A 14,343-nucleotide genomic window follows, 5' to 3' on the forward strand; every position below is an offset into this window, starting at 1 on the left:
TTCATGCAATCGTCTTTTTTCGCGGCATTTCACCCTTCGGAGAATTCGTGCGATCTGCCTGAGGCAACACCCTAACTTCATGCAAGCAACCTCTGCGCGTCCATCTTTGCCTTCTTCAGCGACGCCGTCGGCTCTTCCGTCGGATAGTACTCCATCGCGATCCACCGGTTGTACTTCAGCTCCGCCAGCTTTGCGTAGATCGTCGCATAGTCGATCTCTCCCGTCCCAGGCTCATGTCTTCCCGGCACATCCGCCACATGAATCAGCCCCACCAAATCCACATTTTTCTCCAGCTTCTCTATCAAATTCCCGAAACTCCTCTGCTCATGGTAGAAGTCGTAAAGCACTTTCAGCTGCGGCATATTCACAGCGCGCACAATCTCGAATCCATCGCTCACGCTCGCCAGGTAGATCGGCGGATTCTCAATCAAATCGATCGGCTCGATCACGATCTCAATGTTCTCCTTCGCCGCAACCTCCACCGCACGCTTCAAATTCTCAACCGCGGTCACGCGCTGTACTGCCGCATTAGCAATCCGTTTGCCGGACAACAAAATCACCTGCGGGCACTCGAGTTCCTTCGCATGGCGTAGATGTTCCACGAACTGCTCGCGAAACGCCTCCGTCTCCTCCGGCACCGCGAAACCCGCTCGAACACCGCTCATCGAATCCACCACTATCCCCAGCGAACGTAGCCGCGCCATTATGCGCCGTCTCTCCTCCGGGGACCACTTCTGAAACTCTCCCGTCAGCTCGATTCCCTGATAACCAGCTTCCGCGACGATCTCCACGCAGCGGTCGAAGGGAGCCTGCCTTTCCAGGGCCCACAGCATAAAAGAAAACCGCACGCCCTTCCCCGCAGACACCACGGCCTTCAGCCATCGCGGACTAGCCACTACAGCCGCCATCATCTGAGAAAAAACTCTGCGATTCATCTCTCTCCCTAACAGCTACTCAAGCTGGATGGCCCGCAGATAACGATAGTCCACTTCAACTGCTTCCATCGTCGTCATCGCAATAAGCGGCAGCTCCTTCGCATGGCCATGAAGAATAGCCCTGCATGTTATCTTCATTTCCTCTACCAAAAAGGAGAATGGATCTGATGTTCAGACGTTTGATCGTCTTTTGTTTGCTGAACCCGCTCCTGGTCTCTATTGCGTTAGCGCAAACAAAAAAGGCTGAAGATGTGACATCGTCAGAATCCGCACCTACAGTTGCATCCCCAGGTAAGTTTGTAGACATCACGGCAAAAAGCCATCTGATCTTCAACAGCCAAGCGAGCCATACTCCGACGAAGTATCTGATCGAGACCATGGGATCCGGGGTGGCCCTCTTTGATTACGATAACGACGGTCTACTGGACATTTTCTTTGTAAACGGTGCCCCCTTGTCAAGCACCACGCCGAAGGGCACCATTCCGCAGAAGACCGATTCGAATTACTGGAATCGACTCTTCCATCAAAAAAAGGATGGAACCTTTGAAGATGTTACAGAGAAGGCTGGCCTCCAAGGAATTGGCTATGGAATGGGAGTAGCCGTCGGCGACTACGATAACGACGGATACGAAGACCTCTACGTTACCTCTTATGGCGGCAATCGCCTCTATCACAACAACGGGAATGGAACCTTTACCGATGTCACTGAAAGATCTGGTACAGGTGGCAGCGGATGGTCAACCTCGGCGGCCTGGGTCGATCTCGATAATGATGGACTTCTGGATCTCGTTGTTCTGCGCTACCTTAAGTGGGACTTTGACGACGTCTGGTGCGGTGAGCACAGGGAGGGCTATCGAGCGTACTGCCATCCAGATATCTTTCCCGCGATCTCTGCGCTCGTTTACCACAACGACGGGGGCGGGAAATTTAGTGAAGTTTCGGCAAAGATGGGCCTCGACAAGCCTGGCAAGGGACTAGGCATCGCCATCGGTGATTTCGATAGAGATGGAAAGATCGACCTCGCAGTAGCGAATGATTCCATGCTGGAGTTCCTCTATCGAAATAAGGGTAATGGAACATTTGAGGATGTCGGTTTGTCAGCGGAGATTGCCGTTGATGGCGAAGGTCGAACCTACGCCGGCATGGGTATCGATTTCCAGGACTTCAACGGCGACGGCCTACCTGATCTGATCATTACTAACCTTGCTAACCAAAAATACGCCCTCTACAGCAACAACGGAGACGGGAGCTTTACGTACGACAGTTACATGACAGGGATTGGAGGCATGACTCTCTTGCATTCAGGTTGGGGCATCCACTTCCTCGACTACGACAACGATGGGCGAAAGGACCTGCTGGTCGCGCAAGGCCACGATCTTGATACGATCCAACTCAACTATCCCCAACTTCGCTATAAGGAACCGATGTTGCTGGCCCACAATACTGGCAAACGCTTTGTCGATGTTTCAAGTCAATCTGGAGACGTTTTTCATCAAGCTTGGGCAGGCCGAGGGCTAGCCGTAGGGGACATCGACAACGACGGACGTATCGATGCTGTTGTCACGACGAATGACGGTCCCGCTTACCTGCTGCGCAACGAAACTCCAACTTCGAATCACTGGATCACTTTGACCCTGGTAGGTCACCGCAGCAACCGCGACGGGATCGGCGCAGAGATCAAGATCACTACCTCGCTCGGCCCCCAATACAACATCGTTTCTACAGCCGGGAGCTATCTCTCCTCCAGTGATCGGAGAGTCCATTTCGGCTTAGGTTCAGACACAAGGGTAAAGACAATCGAAGTTCATTGGCCTAGCGGCATCGTACAGACCCTCAATGATATCCCCGCAGATCAAATCCTCAAGATCGATGAGCCTGCAGAAACGCCTGCAAAACGATGAACCAGTTTCATACTCCGAGGCTCCAGGTGTCCGGTAACCTGTCTCTCGACCATGTGACCAGACTGTTGACTCTTCGACACGAAGGTATTCTATTGGTTTCTCGTTTCCCCACCTCTCCCCATGCCTGCTTGTTGCACGGGAGTGGACGACTATGTCGAGGCTGGACGCATAATTGACTTTTATTGGGATGAATCTCCTACTCAAACTTTCGGCTTGTGGTTTCGTCATGGCTCAACTGAGCATCGGGTCACTTAACGCGCAACGGCCCCTGGATTACGTCGATCCGCTCATCGGCACACAGAAGAGCTCAATTGGATATGGTGGCACGATGCCCTTCGTGATGGCTCCGTTCGGTATGACAGACTGGACAGCGCAGACCCGGCAGAATCGAGTTAGTGTCACTTCATATAACTATGACGACCAGACCATATCGGGATTTATCGGGACCCACCAGCCCGCGATCTGGATGGGCGATTATGGATATGTCGTCGTCATGCCTCAGTCGGGTCCGCTGCATGTATCGCCGGATGATCGGAGGCTTCCCTACCGCCACAGCCACGAGAAGGCCCACCCCGATTATTACAGCGTCGTACTCGACGCAGGGTCTGGCCATTTGATTCGAGCTGAGATGACTGCTACCCCTCGCTGTGCTCTCTTCCGTTTTACTTTCCCCAGGTCAGGAACAGCACGAATTCTTGTGGAAGCTTCACGGCCCGGCATCTTTGGCCGCGCCTCAGTGGATCAGGAGCATCATGAGATTACCGGGTACAATCCGCACCGGATGGACGATCGGCTTGGCCCATTGTCGCTGCCGAATTTCAAGGGCTACTTTGTAGTTCAGTTCGAGCACGATCCTGCCGTCGTGCGCACTTATGGAATGGATGATTCATCGGCTCGGCTAAGTCGTGGCGCATATGCGGAGTTTCACCCGGGCGAAACCGTCCTCATGCGCGTCGGAACTTCCTTCCTCAGCGTTGAGCAGGCCAGAGAGAATCTCGCGCACGAACTGCCTGACTGGAAGTTTTCCGCTACCAGAGAGAGACTCCAAGTCGAATGGAACGAAAAGCTCAGCCGGCTTCAGATTGATGGAGCAACAAGGCAAGATAAGGTTCGGCTCTATACCGCGCTCTATCACGCTCTGTTGTATCCCCGCTTGTTTTCAGAGTATGGCCATTATTACAGCGCCTTTGACGACAGCATCCACAGTGGCGAAAGCTATACCGCATTCTCCACTTGGGACACCTTTCGCGCGGAGAACAGTCTGCTCACCCTCCTGGCCCCGGAGCGCATCGACGGCATGGTCTCTGCGCTCCTACAGGATTACAAGGAGGGCGGATGGATGCCCAAGTGGCCGAATCCCAGTTATACAAACATTATGATCAGCACTCACGCCGACTCCCTTGTTGCAGAGGCGATGCGCAAGGGATTTCACGGCTTCGATCGTGAGCTAGCCTGGCAGGCGGTCTACAAGGACGCGATGGTCCCTCCCGATCAGGACACCGAAAGGCGTTGGCTAGACCGGGAGGAGCACACTCCCTACGAAGCCCGAGGCGGTCTGACTTATTACAAGCAACTCGGCTACATCCCTACCGATAAGACCGATGAAGCCGCATCGAGCACCCTCGAAGACAGCTACGATGATTGGTGTGTCGCTCAAGTCGCGAAGTTCCTCGGGCGTGATTTGGACTATCGATTCTTCATCAAACGCTCGCTCAATGATAGAAATCTCTTCAATCCCGAGCTCGGCCTTATGAATGGCAAACTCTCCGACGGCACCTGGGCTCCATTGGGTGGCAGGGATGACACAACAGCGAACCGTTCCATCTCCGGATGGACTGAAGGTAATGCATGGGTCTACACGTGGTCACCGCTTCACGATCAACTTGGCCTGATTGGATTGATGGGTGGAGCGAAGGCTTATGACGAAAAGTTGGATCAATACTTCCGGGACGGCTACAACGTACACAGCAACGAGCCAAGCCATCACTTCGGATATCTCTATGACTTTGGCGGCGAACCATCGAAGACCCAGGCAAAGGTTCGGGAGGTCGCAGCAAAGGAGTACGGCTATGGCCCAGGTGGGCTCGATGGAGATGATGATTGCGGGCAAATGTCTGCGTGGCTGATCTTCACTGCTTTGGGCTTTTATCCCGTGAATCCGGCCAGTGGCGATTATATGATTGGCAGTCCCTTGTACGGGCGCATTTCTCTCCAGTTGGCGAACGGCAAAGTCTTCCGCGTCGAAGCAGTGAATAACAGTTCAACGAACGTCTATATTCAATCGGCTTCCCTGGACGGCCATCCCCTCGATGCACCGATCATCACATGGGAGCAGATTCAATCAGGAGCCACGCTTCACCTGAGGATGGGACCCAAGCCCTCTCACTGGGCAAGCAATTGGCGCCCCGCCGCCGTTGCCGCAAACTAGCTCAGGCATGTCTCGCGATCGATCTCTTTCTTACCAGTGTTTACCAGGCGATTTTTGCAGGAAAGAACTCGGCAAACAAATCGTCGTAATAAGGCTTCAATTCCGCAAGCTTGGGCTTTGCGTGACCCTTCGAATATAAATCGTACTTATTGAACTCATTGACCCAACGGAACATATCCACGTCTTCCTCGTTCATCAGGTGCTGGTAAGCGCCGTGTTTATGAGCCGGGTAAAACGAGTGGTAGCGCAGCATGTAAAGCGCCTCGATCGGCAGGTAATTCTTCATCACCTCGTAGATATACCCATCATGTCCGAAGCTCATGTGTACTTTGTCTAGACCGCAGTGTGGCTCATAAATCCCATACTCGGTCGAATAAACCGGATGGTGCAGATCGGGATTCTTCGCAAAGTACTCCGGGAAGACAATATGCTCGGAGAAAGCACATCCTACCGGGAATGTGTCGCCGACGACGCCCCATTGCGGCTCTCCGTAAAGGCACAAGACCTTGCCGAGATCGTGAACAAAGCCAGTAAGTACAAACCAGCGTGGATGACCATCTGCGCGGATCGCTTCGCTAGTCTGCAGCAGGTGCTCCATCTGAGATAGATCAGTATCGGGATCGCTATCGTCGACCAGCGTGTTCAGAAACTCCGCGGCCTCCCACAGCGATTTATCTCCCTTGTCCAGACCAAAATACGTTTTCTCCTTGCTCAACACATAGTCCAAGCACTGGTTCCCATGATTCAGGCGATAGAACTCAGCCACGTCGGGATTCGCCTCTTTATCGTATTGGCGAAACTCTTCCTCGCTCTTGCCCTCCTGGTAGCGCCCCTTCAGAAACTCGTCCCACTCTTCCATGTCGGGCGCTAGAGGATTCTTCCGTGGGCTGTTCTCTGTGAGCGTTGTGGTGGCCATATGATCTCCTCGGCAAGAGCTACGTTAGCGGTAACTATAAGCAATTTTGCACATGCCGTGCAAGCTGAATTCCTAGGAACTTCAGCGACTTATTTTGAGAGACGGAGGTGCGGACGATTGCCTTATCACGAGCCTTGGTTTCAACACGATGGACTGCACTCTAGCCTGAGGAGAATCGGCTATGCTTAGCGTAAGCCGGGCCGCTGCCCGGCCAAGTTCGGCAGTGTCTTGATCGATCGAACTGAGCGGTACCTGCAGATAGTCGGCATAACGAAAGTTGCCGCAGCCAATGATAGCCATTTCACGCGGAATCTTCAGTCCAGCCTGCAGGGTTGCCTGGATCGCTCCTATAGCGGTCATGTCGTTGTAGCAAAATACTGCGTCAGGTGGCCGCCGCAGCGCGAGCAGTCCCTGCATGCAGCTGAATCCTATGTCGTCCCCACGCTCTTCCAACCGCTTTCGCAATACAAGATATCGCTCGTCTATCTTTCTACCTGTCCGCTCCAGGGCGCGAAGATAGCCCGCGGTCCGATCACGCGCTGGGCTCGTCTGAAGGCCACCAATGTGGGCGATCCGCTTCCTGTTTAGTTCGATGAGATGTCTCGTGGCAAGCTCTCCTGCACCCACGTCATCGGATCCCACAAAGTTAGCTTTCATACGCTTGAACCTTCGGTCGAACAACACCAGGGGCACCGGCAACGCGCTAAGCTCTGGAACAGGGAGAAGCTCGTCGCGACACGAGGCGAGCACCAATACGTCTACTCCTCGTTGTATGAGTGCCAAAATCTCCTGCGCCTCGATTTTGGGATCTTCTTCTGAGGAAGCTAACAAAAGAGCGCGATCGTGTTGACGCAGAACGCCGCCCAACTCCTTGGCGAAGTGTGCGAAAAACGGCTGCAGCAGATCAGGAACGATCAGCCCAACAGTAAAGGTTTTGCCGGTCGCAAGACCGCGCGCAGCCATATTCGGCCGATAGTTAAGAGCGTTTAGGCGTTCAAGGACGCGAGCGCGAGTCTTGACTCCGATATCGGGGTTACCCCGCAGCACCTTCGACACGGTAACGGTCGAGACGCCAAGTTCCTGCGCAATGTCTTTGAGACGTATGGGCACTCCTGCCTCCTTGTCCGAATTCTACAGAGGCTCGTCAAACTAAAACGCAGCGTCCGGAAGAGCGCCTACATCGCAAGGATGAGGCTAAAGAGCAAAATTAGACCAAGCGCCACAAGCCACGCAGAATGGTCGTCGCGACTCGAAGCGTAAGAGACCGATTCGTGTATGATCCCTGCCGGAGAAGAACTGCACGTAGGTGTAGGAATCAGACGAGAGCGGAGGAGAGTCATGAGACGCGACTGGACAAGACGTGAGTTCCTTACCCGAGCGGCGGCCTCTGCGACGTCCCTCGCGTTTGCGGAGACTGCAGGAAGCGTCGATGCGCAGGCAGGAGAGTCTTCAGCCATGCGCGGTCGATTTTTGACCCACGTTTCGGTTGTACGCGTGAATCAAATTGAGGTAACTCCCAATCGCTCGATTGGCGAAGACGAATCGAGCGACAATCGCCCTGATCGCATTCGCTCGCGTCGAGAGGCATTCGCCGCAGGCTGCCCCGATGGCAGGATGACCTGGGCTATCAGTTGGCTCGCGCTTAATGACGGCCGCAAGGAGTACCAGGAGGCTCGGCGGCTGCTTGCCTCGTACCACGACCGCTTTGGCGACGAGATCACCTTCATTCCTGGCGGCTATTTCGCACCGATGTACGACACGCGCGAGCACAACCGGCAGACGATACACAATGCGCTAAGCCAAATATCAGAAATGGTAGGCAGCGGTTACCGCCCCCAATGCCTCGTAGCGGGCTTCATGGACGCAGAGAATCAGCGACTCCTCGCCGCTGATGAGGGCATTCACGTGTGCCAGGGCCAGATCTGGAGCCAGCACGGCATCGATCACGGAGATGGAGACGGCGGCATCTGCTATCCCTACTACCCGAGTCGTGAGCATTACCTGAAACCGGCCCAGGGTCCGGAGGATTTTATTGACTGTGTTTGCCTGGACGGTTGGACCTGCGACTTTCTGACGGCGCGACGGGAGGGCTTTCAAGGTGGCTTCAATAGCAGGTTGGGCGTGGGACCGATCGAGACCGTGGGAAACCTCGGAACAGCCGCTGGTCGCAAGGAGATGCTCGAAACCACTGCGGTGCACTTTGACAGTGGCCATGCGATGAACAACTTCGGCTGGGTGACGGCAATCTGGGAGGTGTCGATTGGTCACGATGAGGATTTAACCTATTGGCTCGAGGCTGTGCGAGACAGGTGGCCCGACACCCGTGTAATCACTGAAGGGGACTTCGGCATGGAGTGGAGGAGACGCACTCCGAACAATGCGACGCTCAACTACCGTTTCGATGCTAAAGGGACCGCGGCACCAGGCTCGGAAAAGGAGCTGGAAATCCAGTGGTTCATGAACAGGGAGTTTCGACTAGCGCTTCTCCATGACTGGAAAACCAGTAGCCCGCCGATGGTGATCGACTTTACCCGCTATGACTTGAAAACAGAAGAACCTCACAACCTTCAGCGTGAGTGGAGCCTGATGAATGTGTTGAATCAGAAAGGCACTCGGCCCCAAGACAAACCAAGGCGGTTGCGAGAGTTCACTCCTGATGACCAGCGTCGCATCTATGCTCGATATCCCGAGCTCAAGACCTGGGCCTAACGGAAATCGTAGTAGATCCGCCTGGAACGACTTACGGTATGCTGCCTCGGTGCGTGTATTGGCGATTCTGCACTCGTAGAGAAATCCGCGATCCGAGCCCTCCAACATCCCATTCCGCTCCACCTTCGGAGCAGGGATGGCGTGGTTGAACCATACAGGTAGCGAGCATGTGCGTACCTTCCCACAGGCGCCACGATCCGGGGTGTGTCCAAAGCGATCGTGAAAGCCCATTCCCGGCAGCGCCTTATCATTCATCGCGTATGCGCATTGCTTAGCGATAACCCAGCCCCGGCTATTATCCTGAGATGTGACTGCCAAGCCATACCCACATCCCAAGACCCCGAGTCTGAACGGTTTCCTTCGATCCTTTGTTCGATGGTTTGTCATCGGCGTGGTACTTATTTGGTCTCTTGGCGCGCTAATCCTTCTGGCCGCCCGGTGGATCGACCCACCGTCAACGGCGGTGCACATCCAGCGCCGCTTGCAGGCATGGATTCACCACACGCCTTATCACGAACGCTACAGATTCATTCCGCTCAGCCAGATCTCGACCGATCTCCAGCACGCTGTAATCGCCGCGGAAGACGCCCGCTTCTACCAGCACCATGGATTCGATTGGCACGAGATCCAAATCGCTGCCCAAGACGATTTGGAGGGCGGTCGCACTCGCGGAGCTTCCACCATTACGCAGCAACTCGTTAAAAACCTATTCTTTGGAACGGGCCGCTCTATCCTTCGCAAGGGAGCGGAGTTCACACTCGTACCGGTGGCCGAATTCGTCCTCGGAAAGCGGCGCATTCTGGAGATCTACCTCAACGTGGTCGAATGGGGCCCTGGTATTTATGGTGCTGAGTCGGCGTGTCGTTACTTCGACGGAATCGCGGCCCAGAGTATCGGCCGGCAACAGGCGGCACGGCTCGCCGCGATTTTGCCGGCTCCTCTGAAGCGACGGCCCGAGCGCATGAACAGCTACAGCGTGCGCATCCTTGAGCGGATGCGCCAAATGGGTTGGTAAGCATCCAGGACGACAGAATCTCATCGTCAAGACGTTGCGGACGCCATGGCAAGAGATTTGACGCGTTCGTCACCCCTTATCTGTCTGGCCGCGCACAACGCTATTTTGTACTGGTACGAATTAGCGTTGTTCAGTACGAATTAGCGTTGATTTTGACAGCCAGGCCGCCAGTGTCAGATTAAACGCTATTTCGTACTGAAGAGCCGATTTCAAGGTGAATTTACAACGATATTCTGTACTGTGCTCAGAGCAATTGGATACCAGATGGAATTCTTCAGCGATACACAATACTGGCTTCAAGGTAGGCAACTGTACGAGAACCTCGTTCTACGCGAAGTGCGGATAGGCGTCTGATCGTCGATGACTGCATTGGCGATCTCCCGCTCGCCGAACTCCCGTCCTTAGATGGCTCTCCGGGAACCTTACTGAGACGTATTCAGCCCACGATCGTTGTGATCCCAGAATCTCACTAGCCACGTTCGTGTCCTATCTAGCAGGTTCAGTAGTCTGCCTTAATGAATCGCATGCCGCCTTTCAGTGGTCCGATCGCCTTCCTCTTCTTTCGCAAACCTTCTGCATTCGCGCCGAAGCCAAGCTCCCACTGGGGGTAGGTAGCGTCGGAGATCACCTCTGCATGTCCTAAGAGCTTCCAAGAATTGATCACCTTACTTATGTCGGTTTAGGAAGTTTTTAAGGATGCGACGTTGAACCAGTTAACCCGCAGCGTCTAGTGTAGCCAGTGAGTTACCCGACGGTCGCCATCTGCGCTGGTGGAGGAGCTGCGGCAGCCGGTTTGGGTTGTAATGCGTTGAAAATCCCAACTCCGTCCGGAGATCCGAGGCCGGTACATGCGTCCCAACCGGCTTGAGCCGAATATCCGCCGATCACGCCTGTAGTGTCATTTGTACCCTGGGAGATGTCATGAAAAGATGCCGCGTTGGAATACAGCAAGGGATTCATGAATCCGGCAGGAGCACCAAGCTTCTGATTCAAGCGCACAACCAGAGAGGCGTACAAAGGGGCAACCGCACTGGTTCCCCCTGCTACCCCGTCCTGACCATGAACGCGGATGCTGTAGCCACTATTCGGATCGGCATCCCCTGCGACATCGGGGACTCCTCTTCCTTGGAACCCAGTGTTTACTGATGCAGGTACACCAGCCGCCGCTTGCCAAGTGGGAACGGGGGTCAATTCGCTGACTCCTCCTCCGCTGGCGCCGCCTCCCTGGCTTCTCGGACCATTGTTCCACACCACCTCGTCGGCAATGCTTGTCGTGTCTCCAGAGGCAGTCAAGGTGGTGCCACCGCAAGCCAGGATGAACGGGCTCGCAGCTGGGAAATCGACGTGCGCGTGGCCATCGGTGAGCTCGTCCGCCGATCCGTCGTCCCCAGAGGCGCAACAGACGGTAATGCCCGCCAGAGCTGCATCCTGCAGTGTTTGATTCACCGCATCCATCGCCTGCTGGGTCCACAAATCATTGCTCTCCGGCCATCCCCAGCTAATCGAGAGGACAGAAGGTTTGTTGGTTGAGTCCTGAACCGCGGTGGTAAGCACATCGACCCAGCCCTGCTCGGTAAACGGAGCAAAGTACACGACGATCTTGGCGTTGGGAGCTACCGAACCAGCCACTTCTATATCCAGCATGACCTCGCCATCTGCATCGTTGTCATCGGGGTTGGGGGAGTTAGGATTGTTCGCGACTCCGTCGACGGAGATAGTTGTGATCTGCGGATTGACTTTCAGTTTTGAGAAATAGGTTTGCAGGTCGCCGCTGTCGTATCCCCCGCCGAACTCGATAATTCCGATACATTGACCTGTTCCATCGGCATCGGAAGGAAAGTCGTAGAGGTTCGCGAGCTGCGGCGGAGAAAACGATGAGTCTGGGGAATCAGCGCGAAAAGGTTTTACTTTCGTCCGGCGAAAAATTGCGTGTGGGCGGGCCTGCCGTCGGTTGTCGAATCCGAATACTCCCTCAATCACACCGGAGAGACTGGGAGGGATTTGCAGTCCGGCAATTCTACCGCGGTACTTGCCGAGATCGGAGTCATATAGCTTTAGCTCGGTCGGAAATGCCGTGACCAGGTTGGCGACAGTTCCTTTGACCATCACAGTCCTGCGAGGGACGCTCGTGCTGGTAACGGTCAGCCCATTTTCTTTCGAGTAGGCGGCAACCTTGTCGAGATCGGCCGGGTCGGCACCAAAGCGATTAGCGAGATCTTCGTGACTCAGGTAGCGCCGCTCGGCCGGCGGCACCGCTTGCATCTCTGCCAGCAATTTGCCCCGGTCTTCGGAGGTTCGAGAGCGCACGCGTATGGTGATTTCAATAGTTTCGTGCGGATCCACATTGCCAATCACACGCGCTCCGGGCGCTGGTTTACGATGGCTCTTAGGGAGGACTAGGGTGTTCTCACGTGGCATGGGAATACTCCTTTCTGTATCTATTTTCGGTGTTCGTGGTTGAGTACCGTGGCTCAAGCGTTTAAAACAGGGAGCTGCAGTAGAGGGTCAGTTCTTGTGTTATTTAGAGGTGCACTCTATCCGGTGTTGGAGGCCCAAAAGCGAAGCGCCTTCACAGCCGCACTTGTTCGGGCTGACCGGCTCATTCGAAACCTCTAAGATTGAATCAACTCGAATTGATAGTGAATATTTCACAGAAAACATTTCACGGAGAGTTCGATTTTTATTCCTTTTGTAAAGCGGGCTCGAATCCAGCAGGGGGGAGTAGATAGTGAATTTTTCCCGTGAATGACCTTCTTCGACACGGAGGATACTGCCAATTGATACGTTTTGTTCCCGACTACCACTATGACAAAGAAGACCTTGAGCTCTCCCGCTCTTCGGTGACAAATCGAATATAGAACACTGTTGTCTTCGCTTGTAGAGCTCTCTGCGTCGAGATGGTCATCCTGTAGTTACAAAGAGGACCAGAATGGACTTGACACCTTGGCGCTCTGAGTCAAACATGGTCGTGCCCAAGTTTGAGGCTTCTCCCGTGGCTTCCCCGGCCCTGCCAGCTAACTTCCTTTTCCTTGCGCGGCTCGTCTGTCGTTGACCGCAAGCCAAATGCTTTCGCCCGTTACAGCGGAGGTATGGAATGGGCGTCTCCAGAGTTCTCGTAGTAAGTTGGAAACCTGGCCCGTGCGAGCCGCTGTTGGCGCTGCTTCGCGCCAGACGCTGTTGGCCGGTTATGATTTCTGACGTCGCGCAGGTCACGGGCGCGCTCGAGGATACATCAGTCGCCCTGATTGTCTTGAATGGTTCCGAGCAGTTCTGCCAGCCCTTTTTTAGGTTTCTCGCTGACCTGCGTTCGAGCAAGGCTACGGTACCTCCTCTAGTGATCCTGGCGGGCGATAGCTCGGAGGGGTTCGCGATCTCTTCTCTGCGCGCTGGAGCGGTCGAGTATCTGCGTGAGCCGATTGAATTAGCCACCCTGGCACAATGTATTTCACGCTTTGTTCCTGAGTGTACGACGCAGCCAAAGGAAACTGCTCTCACCGGGGGTGAGGTGCTGGTTGGCAACAGCCCGGTTTTGCAAGCGCTACGGACACAGATCCGGCTAGTTGCCGCGAGTGACTGCAATGTTCTCATTACAGGAGAAACGGGCACAGGAAAGGAGTTGGTTGCACAACTCATTCATCGGAACAGCAGGCGGAACAAGAATCCCCTGGTATGTTTCAACTGCGCGGCGATTCCCGACACCCTGCTGGAAAGTGAACTGTTCGGTTATGAGCGAGGCGCGTTCACCGGAGCCGCGGCCGCGAATCAAGGCAAGCTCATGGCTGCAAACCGGGGCAGTGTTTTCTTCGATGAAATTGGGGATATGAGCCCATTGGCGCAGGCTAAGGTGCTGCGAGCAATCGAGACCAAAGAGGTGCAGCGTCTCGGAGCAACGCGTAAACACGAGACCGATATTCGGATATTGGCAGCGACACACCACAATCTGGACGAGCTTGCCAGCGCGAACACATTCCGAAGAGACCTTTATTTTCGACTGAACGTCGGGCGCATCTACCTGCCCCCGCTGCGGGAGCGCAAGGTCGATATCGCCGGCTTAGTCGATTGCATGATCGTCGACCTGAACAAGCGGCTGGGCAGACGGGTCGAAGGGGCGACTAGTGCAATCGTCCGCCGGCTCGCCCAGTACGACTGGCCAGGGAATGTTCGGGAATTGAAGAACGTGATCGAGAGAGTCTTCATCATGCGAGAAAGCGGACGAATCAGCGAGGACGATCTATCGTTCGTATTGCCGGAACGAAAACCGCCGGCTGCGTCATCTCTTGATGAGGAGATCCATTCTCTAAGGAAAGCGCTCGCCACTTGTAACGGCAACAAAAGCAAAGCCGCCGAGACGCTTAACTGTTCGCGGATGACCCTTTATAGGAAGCTGGCAAAGTGTGGGCTGTCGAAACAGGATGCTGCAGGAATTTAGGTTTGGATCG

Annotated in this window: 11 protein-coding genes; 5 read left to right on the plus strand and 6 right to left on the minus strand. The window is 54.7% G+C overall.

Annotated features, from left to right (window positions below; translation table 11 throughout):
• Nucleotides 1-77: 77 nt before the first annotated feature.
• Both RBB77_RS01535 and RBB77_RS01540 read right to left on the minus strand, forming a co-directional pair.
• On the minus strand, nucleotides 78-935 hold the full coding sequence (locus RBB77_RS01535) for a TIM barrel protein (protein WP_353064423.1): 858 nt from the start codon (nucleotides 933-935) through the stop codon (nucleotides 78-80).
• Between the two features lie 15 nt (nucleotides 936-950).
• Nucleotides 951-1,073, minus strand: coding sequence for a hypothetical protein (locus tag RBB77_RS01540; protein ID WP_353064424.1), 123 nt, complete (start codon nucleotides 1,071-1,073; stop codon nucleotides 951-953).
• Nucleotides 1,074-1,093: 20 nt separating this feature from the next.
• Here RBB77_RS01540 and RBB77_RS01545 point away from each other — a divergent pair, with 20 nt between their 5' ends.
• Nucleotides 1,094-2,836, plus strand: a complete 1,743-nt coding sequence (locus tag RBB77_RS01545) for a CRTAC1 family protein (protein ID WP_434557094.1) — start codon at nucleotides 1,094-1,096, stop codon at nucleotides 2,834-2,836.
• Nucleotides 2,837-3,023: 187 nt separating this feature from the next.
• Nucleotides 3,024-5,264 (plus strand): GH92 family glycosyl hydrolase, encoded by a 2,241-nt coding sequence (locus RBB77_RS01550; RefSeq protein WP_353064426.1) that lies wholly within the window; start codon nucleotides 3,024-3,026, stop codon nucleotides 5,262-5,264.
• A 40-nt stretch (nucleotides 5,265-5,304) separates the two neighbouring features.
• Here the strand turns inward: RBB77_RS01550 and RBB77_RS01555 are convergent, their stop codons facing one another.
• Both RBB77_RS01555 and RBB77_RS01560 read right to left on the minus strand, forming a co-directional pair.
• Nucleotides 5,305-6,180: an inositol oxygenase family protein gene (locus RBB77_RS01555; RefSeq protein ID WP_353064427.1), complete on the minus strand. Its 876-nt coding sequence runs from the start codon at nucleotides 6,178-6,180 to the stop codon at nucleotides 5,305-5,307.
• Between the two features lie 81 nt (nucleotides 6,181-6,261).
• A complete protein-coding gene (locus RBB77_RS01560) occupies nucleotides 6,262-7,290 on the minus strand; it encodes a LacI family DNA-binding transcriptional regulator (RefSeq protein ID WP_353064428.1) in 1,029 nt (342 codons plus the stop codon).
• Between the two features lie 228 nt (nucleotides 7,291-7,518).
• On the opposite strand from RBB77_RS01560, the gene RBB77_RS01565 reads away from it, so the two are divergent.
• Nucleotides 7,519-8,889, plus strand: a complete 1,371-nt coding sequence (locus RBB77_RS01565; protein WP_353064429.1) for a DUF3863 domain-containing protein — start codon at nucleotides 7,519-7,521, stop codon at nucleotides 8,887-8,889.
• Nucleotides 8,890-9,280: 391 nt separating this feature from the next.
• Nucleotides 9,281-9,904: a monofunctional biosynthetic peptidoglycan transglycosylase gene (gene mtgA / locus RBB77_RS01570; RefSeq protein WP_353064430.1), complete on the plus strand. Its 624-nt coding sequence runs from the start codon at nucleotides 9,281-9,283 to the stop codon at nucleotides 9,902-9,904.
• Nucleotides 9,905-10,403: 499 nt separating this feature from the next.
• Here mtgA and RBB77_RS01575 read toward each other — a convergent pair whose 3' ends face one another.
• Together RBB77_RS01575 and RBB77_RS01580 are read right to left on the minus strand one after the other, a co-directional pair.
• Complete coding sequence (locus tag RBB77_RS01575; RefSeq protein ID WP_353064431.1) at nucleotides 10,404-10,568, minus strand: hypothetical protein; 165 nt, start codon at nucleotides 10,566-10,568, stop codon at nucleotides 10,404-10,406.
• An 80-nt stretch (nucleotides 10,569-10,648) separates the two neighbouring features.
• A complete protein-coding gene (locus RBB77_RS01580) occupies nucleotides 10,649-12,322 on the minus strand; it encodes a S53 family peptidase (protein ID WP_353064432.1) in 1,674 nt (557 codons plus the stop codon).
• Between the two features lie 769 nt (nucleotides 12,323-13,091).
• Here RBB77_RS01580 and RBB77_RS01585 point away from each other — a divergent pair.
• Complete coding sequence (locus tag RBB77_RS01585) at nucleotides 13,092-14,333, plus strand: sigma-54 dependent transcriptional regulator (RefSeq protein WP_353064433.1); 1,242 nt, start codon at nucleotides 13,092-13,094, stop codon at nucleotides 14,331-14,333.
• The last annotated feature ends 10 nt before the right edge of the window (nucleotides 14,334-14,343 follow it).

It is taken from the genome of Tunturibacter psychrotolerans, assembly GCF_040359615.1.
Taxonomy (GTDB): Bacteria; Acidobacteriota; Terriglobia; order Terriglobales; family Acidobacteriaceae; genus Edaphobacter; species Edaphobacter psychrotolerans.

What these genes read in the sequence shown, in the direction of transcription:
- RBB77_RS01585 (WP_353064433.1), top strand. Translation starts at nt 13,092, where the DNA reads ATGATTTCTGACGTCGCGCAGGTCACGGGCGCGCTCGAGGATACATCA.
- RBB77_RS01580 (WP_353064432.1), bottom strand. Translation starts at nt 12,322, where the DNA reads ATGCCACGTGAGAACACCCTAGTCCTCCCTAAGAGCCATCGTAAACCA.
- RBB77_RS01555 (WP_353064427.1), bottom strand. Translation starts at nt 6,180, where the DNA reads ATGGCCACCACAACGCTCACAGAGAACAGCCCACGGAAGAATCCTCTA.
- RBB77_RS01545 (WP_434557094.1), top strand. Translation starts at nt 1,094, where the DNA reads ATGGATCTGATGTTCAGACGTTTGATCGTCTTTTGTTTGCTGAACCCG.
- RBB77_RS01565 (WP_353064429.1), top strand. Translation starts at nt 7,519, where the DNA reads ATGAGACGCGACTGGACAAGACGTGAGTTCCTTACCCGAGCGGCGGCC.
- RBB77_RS01550 (WP_353064426.1), top strand. Translation starts at nt 3,024, where the DNA reads ATGAATCTCCTACTCAAACTTTCGGCTTGTGGTTTCGTCATGGCTCAA.
- RBB77_RS01540 (WP_353064424.1), bottom strand. Translation starts at nt 1,073, where the DNA reads ATGAAGATAACATGCAGGGCTATTCTTCATGGCCATGCGAAGGAGCTG.
- RBB77_RS01535 (WP_353064423.1), bottom strand. Translation starts at nt 935, where the DNA reads ATGAATCGCAGAGTTTTTTCTCAGATGATGGCGGCTGTAGTGGCTAGT.